The sequence below is a fragment of the Salinivibrio socompensis S35 genome (genome assembly GCF_000513715.1).
Classification (GTDB): domain Bacteria; phylum Pseudomonadota; class Gammaproteobacteria; order Enterobacterales; family Vibrionaceae; genus Salinivibrio; species Salinivibrio socompensis.
Map to the genome: position 1 here is coordinate 1 of NZ_AQOD01000107.1, position 5,051 is coordinate 5,051.

Below are 5,051 nucleotides of genomic sequence, written 5' to 3' on the forward strand. Positions count from 1 at the left end.
ACCACCTATCCGGCGAAGTACCAAACCCCTTTGGTCAATGTTGACGGTAGTGTGCGCGGCTACTTGACAGAATTTGCACGCCCCATCCATATAAAGACGATACCCCGCTGGCGCTGGGTGGATGCCACCCCGTTTGATAAAAACAACCCTAAGCATATGAAAATGCTGTATCGCGCATATACCCACCTTCTCACTTTGCTTCAAAAGCGAGACTTTGAAGGCTTAAAAATGGCGTGGTCATTAGCGGGGCGTGAGCAGGCTAAAGCCGAAGCCTATATGACCGAGCCGGAGGAGTTTTTTGATGTGATGGATATTCCTGGTGACTTTGAGCGTGCTGATGACGCAGCGGTTGTTCCACGAAGAGAGTGGCATGAGTATACGGTGAAAAGCTATATGGGCGGAAAGCTAGTGAAGTTAGAAGACCAACGAGGGCATTCGCCACTTCGTATCAGCTCTCAAGAGTCTGGTTGGATCAATAGTTTTCTGCCGCTATTCTCCATCATTGATGGGCGTATGGTGATTACACGTTAAGGAGGTGCTATGCCAGGGGCAGCACGATTAGGTGATACCGCCGGTGGACATGGGTGCTTTCCGCCCACCGCATTGACCAGCGCCAGCGCTGGGGTGATGATTAATGGCCTGCCGGCGGCAAGGTTGAGTGATGCGGCCGCTCCGCACGGTTGCCCATGCCCAAAAACGCCACATGGCTTTCATGGCCGCCAGATTGCCGCGGGCTCAACTGGGTAATGATTGATGGTAAACCCGCCGCTCGCATTGGCGATGCGCTTAATTGTGGTGGCGTGCTGATATCAGGCTCCGGGGATGTCATCATTGGTTAGGGGCGGCAACGCCCCTAGTTTATCTCATACAGGGTTGATGTTTTTCTTCAGTTATCTTTCATTCAACGGCTGATTCAAGACCGCTTGAATGGTTAATTGCACTTCCGGTGAGATCAAACCACAGACAAAGTCATTCAAGGCCTGGATGCGTTCAGCATTGGCTTTGGCATCATCATCTAAATAGCTTTGCTCGCGCAGGGTATCGATAAAGATGGTAAAGACCCGTTTATCGAAAAACTCAGGGGCGTTGATACCATGCAAACGACTGAGTCGTTGCGCCAGCATCTGGCTGTGCTTTTCCAAATCACGTTTATCAATGTGTGGCTGATGAGTGAACAAGGTTAAAGTAATGGCATAGCGCTGCAGGGTTTCGGCAATCGTACGCCCCAGTAATTGCAGCTCGCCGAGTTTGGCATTGTTCATGGTGACTTTATCGCCCTCACAGCACAACAAGGACTGTGCGTGCATGGCGTGTAAGAGGGCGTCAAAGTAACTGTTGAGTCCGGCATCATCAAAGCTCATAAACAGTTCCGCTTTGAGTAACGGATAGAGCTGTTGTACACAGGCGCGCAAGCCGGACTGACTGATGGTCTGGTGGGTCACCAGGATTTGCGCGATCAATGACGGCAGTGCCACAAGGTGGATCACATTGTTGCGATAGTACGTCATTAAAATTGCTTGCTGGCGATCGAGAGAAATAACTTCACCCATGGTGTCTTTTTCGACCACCAGTTTATTCAACGACAGCGCATGCTCGACCAATTCAGCCGGTGAGGATTGTGGGACACTACTGCTGGCAGAGTACGGGGCCTGAGTCAGTAGACCCTGATACACAGCGAGTTGGCTTTCCAGGGCTTCACGGCTAAGGGCACGTTGGCGCGAGGCCAGCAGCGCGGTCGCACAGAGGTTCAGCGCATTAGTGGCGGCGGCATCGTTGATATGGGTCATGACCTTGGTCGCTAACTCGCTCACCACGGGGTTCATCCAGGCCGGCTTTTGTGGCTCCATCGGATCAATATAGTCATGCCAATCTGGCACTTGTTCATTGAGGTGCTGATTGAGCGCAATCGGCTCACCGAAGTTCACATAGCCAAGGCCGTAATTGCGCAATTTACGCACGATCCCGAGTACTTGGCCCACGCTTTCTTTTTCTTTACGCTGACCTTGCAGCTCTTTGGCATAGGTGTTCACTTCCATCACATGCTCGTAGCCGATATAGACCGGTACCAAAGTGATGGGGCGCTGCTGCCCTCGTAGCATGGCTTGCAAGGTCATCGACAGCATCCCCGTTTTAGCCGGCAGTAAGCGGCCCGTGCGGGAGCGTCCGCCCTCGGCGAAATATTCCACCGAATAACCGCGGGCAAATAACTCGGCCAAGTATTCACGAAAAACGGTGGAATATAGGCGGTTGCCTTTAAAGCTACGGCGAATAAAAAAGGCGCCACCGCGACGGAACAATGGCCCGGCGGGGAAGAAGTTGAGGTTCACCCCGGCGGCAATATGCGGCGGGACTAAACCTTCTTTATACAGTACGTATGAGAGCAGCAAATAATCCATGTGCGAGCGATGACACGGCACGTAAACGATCTCGTGGCCATCTTGCGCCAGCTGGCGCACCCTTTCGGCATTGTTCACATGAATGCCTTGATACAGTTTATTCCACAGCCAGGTCAGAATGCGGTCGCTGTATCTAATCAAGCGGTAGGAAAAGTTTGCCGCAATTTCTTCCATCATATCGACGGCTTCTTTACGGACCTTTTCAACCGACACATCACGGCTTTTCGCTTCATCATGTACGACTTTATCGATCGCCTTCGACGCCAGCAGGCGTTTGAATAGCAGCCCACGATTAGGTAAACGTGGCCCGGAGGCTGCGAGCTTTTGCCGCGAAAAGTGGATCATCGCCACCCGTGCCAGTTTATGGGCGATTGCTTGATCAGTGCCGTGTTTGTCCGCCATGTAGCGCAGTGATACTGCTTGGCTTAATCGCACCATGCCATCACGGCCACGGGTGAGGATAGTCCAGAATTTTTCCGGCCCATTCATGGCGCGCAACGTCGCTTGGTGGCGCTGTGTTTCGTTACCCGGATCGCGTTGCCACAATACGGAGGCGGGGACCAGTTGGATATCCAGCTCACTATCTTGCCGGTGTAAGTGAAGCAAGTCTTTAAAATGCGCTAAGGAGCGTGTGGGCAAGTCTTGATCCGCGGAGAAGACTTTACGGCCGTGACTAATAAATACATAGCGCGGCAGTGTGGTATCACCAATAGTGAGGGGCTTGAGTGGGTCCGGTAATCCTTGACGTAAACACGTACGCCGTAACGTTAATAAATCCGAATGAGACCGAAACGGCAACACATACACAATAGGACGTGCAAGAGACAGACCAAGCTGCTCGATCGGTTCAGAGGGGATGCATTGGGTTTTTACCCAGGCAGAAAGCGGCAAATTTAATAGCTTGTAATAAATCTTTTGCCAGAGCGCCATGATAGTCAGTGCCTCAAATTCAAAATGCGCGCCAAGGATAGCAGAAAATGGCTGCGAACTTGCAACCAAAGGCAGAGAATTGACGCGAGATTGCGCGCTTTTGAGTCGGTTAAAGAGAAGGAGATCCGCTTCTCGTGCTCATAATTAGTTCTTTTCAAGCCGTATATTACTGGATATACTCACAGTTAACTGTATAAAAAGACAGGTAAGAGCATGAAGCCGTTAACCGCGAGACAGCAACAAATCTTCGAGCTGATTAAAACCCACATTGAAGACACAGGGATGCCCCCGACACGTGCCGAAATCGCCCGTCAGCTGGGGTTTCGCTCCGCCAATGCCGCCGAAGAGCATCTGAAAGCCTTGGCGCGTAAAGGCGTATTAGAAATTATTCCCGGGGCATCACGCGGTATTCGCCTAATTAGCGAAGAAGAAGTGGTGACACCTGAGGATCAAGGCTTGCCCTTAATTGGCCGCGTGGCGGCGGGTGAACCCATCTTGGCACAAGAGCATGTAGAGAGCCTCTATCAGGTGGATCCGGCGTTGTTTAAGCCGAGTGCAGACTTTTTACTGCGCGTCAGCGGTATGAGCATGAAAGATATCGGTATTCTTGACGGTGACTTATTGGCGGTGCACAAAACTCAAGACGTGCACAATGGCCAAGTGGTGGTTGCCCGTGTGGATGACGATGTCACTGTCAAACGGCTGGAAAAGAAAGGTCGAATGTGGTCCTTCATGCTGAGAACGATGCATTTATGCCGATTTCGGTGGATTTGACCGCACAGTCACTGACGATTGAAGGCGTCGCCGTAGGTGTGATTCGCAATGCGGATTGGATGTAAATACGGAGATTGGCGGGCATTAATGTCCGCCAATTGAGCACACGGTTAAAAAAACACCTTTGCATTTCTCTGCATTTAAACGATAATTATTATCATTATTGATTGTCGTGTGTGGAGGTGTCCGTGCGTACGCAACAGCATTCTGTTCCCAGTAAGCTATTTAAGCCCATGTGGCTGCGCAGTCGTGAGAGCCTGACTGATAATGGCGTAATTTATGACCCTGTGGCCGCGGCCGCGTGCCAGGGGTGCGTCTTGCAGCCCGAGTGTGATTGGCACAACTTAGACCAAACCCAGCTGCTTTATGCCACGCTCACTCACCAGTGCGATACCATTGTTAAACAATTTCTTGCTCAGCATCCTACGGCGTGGATCATTAATGTTGGTGGTGGGTTAGACACCCGTTTCTATCGGCTCGATAACGGCCGTTGTCGCTGGTTAGAAGTCGATGTCGACGAAACCTTATTGTGGCGCGAGCGCTTGTTCCACACCAGTGAGCGCTTCCGAATGGTACAAGGGTCCGTCAAGCAGCTTGATTGGCTCGCCCAACTGGCGGTCCCTGCGGGCCATCCGACGATGTTAATTTGCGATCAAGCGTTACTTGAGTGCACCAACCAGGAAATTTCAGCGTTTTGCCAGCATATTAGCCGCTATTTCCCGCAGCTTGAGGCCTGTTTAACCTTAGCCGGCGACAAGTGCCATAGCCGGGTCGGGCAGAAACTAGGGTGCGAATATTATCAACATGGTTTTTCTGATCCGCGGATGGCCATCATTCGTGCTTTACCTTGGGCCTGTCGAGTTGAAGAGCACTCGCCGCTCGACAAACCGTGTCCAAGGTGGCGTTTTGGCAGCGCGCACTAGCAGCGATGCCGCGTTATCGCCTGCGTTT

General features: G+C 51.7%; 4 protein-coding genes and 2 pseudogenes. 5 read left to right on the plus strand and 1 reads right to left on the minus strand.

Features of this window, described 5'->3' with window-relative positions; all coding sequences use genetic code 11:
- From DZ54_RS25255 to DZ54_RS27515, 3 genes and pseudogenes are all read left to right on the plus strand, one after another.
- A pseudogene (locus DZ54_RS25255) lies at nucleotides 1–531 on the plus strand (glycosyl hydrolase family 26); the annotation flags it as partial.
- Nucleotides 532–540: 9 nt separating this feature from the next.
- On the plus strand, nucleotides 541–747 hold the full coding sequence (locus DZ54_RS21355; protein WP_240473992.1) for a hypothetical protein: 207 nt from the start codon (nucleotides 541–543) through the stop codon (nucleotides 745–747).
- On the plus strand, nucleotides 747–839 hold the full coding sequence (locus tag DZ54_RS27515; protein ID WP_240473993.1) for a PAAR domain-containing protein: 93 nt from the start codon (nucleotides 747–749) through the stop codon (nucleotides 837–839). Before DZ54_RS21355 ends, DZ54_RS27515 begins: the two co-directional genes overlap by 1 nt.
- Before the next feature lie 51 nt (nucleotides 840–890).
- Here the strand turns inward: DZ54_RS27515 and plsB are convergent, their stop codons facing one another.
- Nucleotides 891–3,326, minus strand: coding sequence for a glycerol-3-phosphate 1-O-acyltransferase PlsB (plsB, locus tag DZ54_RS0112005; protein ID WP_025674327.1), 2,436 nt, complete (start codon nucleotides 3,324–3,326; stop codon nucleotides 891–893).
- A 213-nt stretch (nucleotides 3,327–3,539) separates the two neighbouring features.
- On the opposite strand from plsB, the pseudogene lexA reads away from it, so the two are divergent.
- Together lexA and DZ54_RS21365 are read left to right on the plus strand one after the other, a co-directional pair.
- Nucleotides 3,540–4,165: pseudogene (lexA, locus tag DZ54_RS21360) on the plus strand (transcriptional repressor LexA).
- Between the two features lie 123 nt (nucleotides 4,166–4,288).
- Nucleotides 4,289–5,023, plus strand: coding sequence for a class I SAM-dependent methyltransferase (locus tag DZ54_RS21365; RefSeq protein WP_338057051.1), 735 nt, complete (start codon nucleotides 4,289–4,291; stop codon nucleotides 5,021–5,023).
- Nucleotides 5,024–5,051 lie beyond the last annotated feature (28 nt).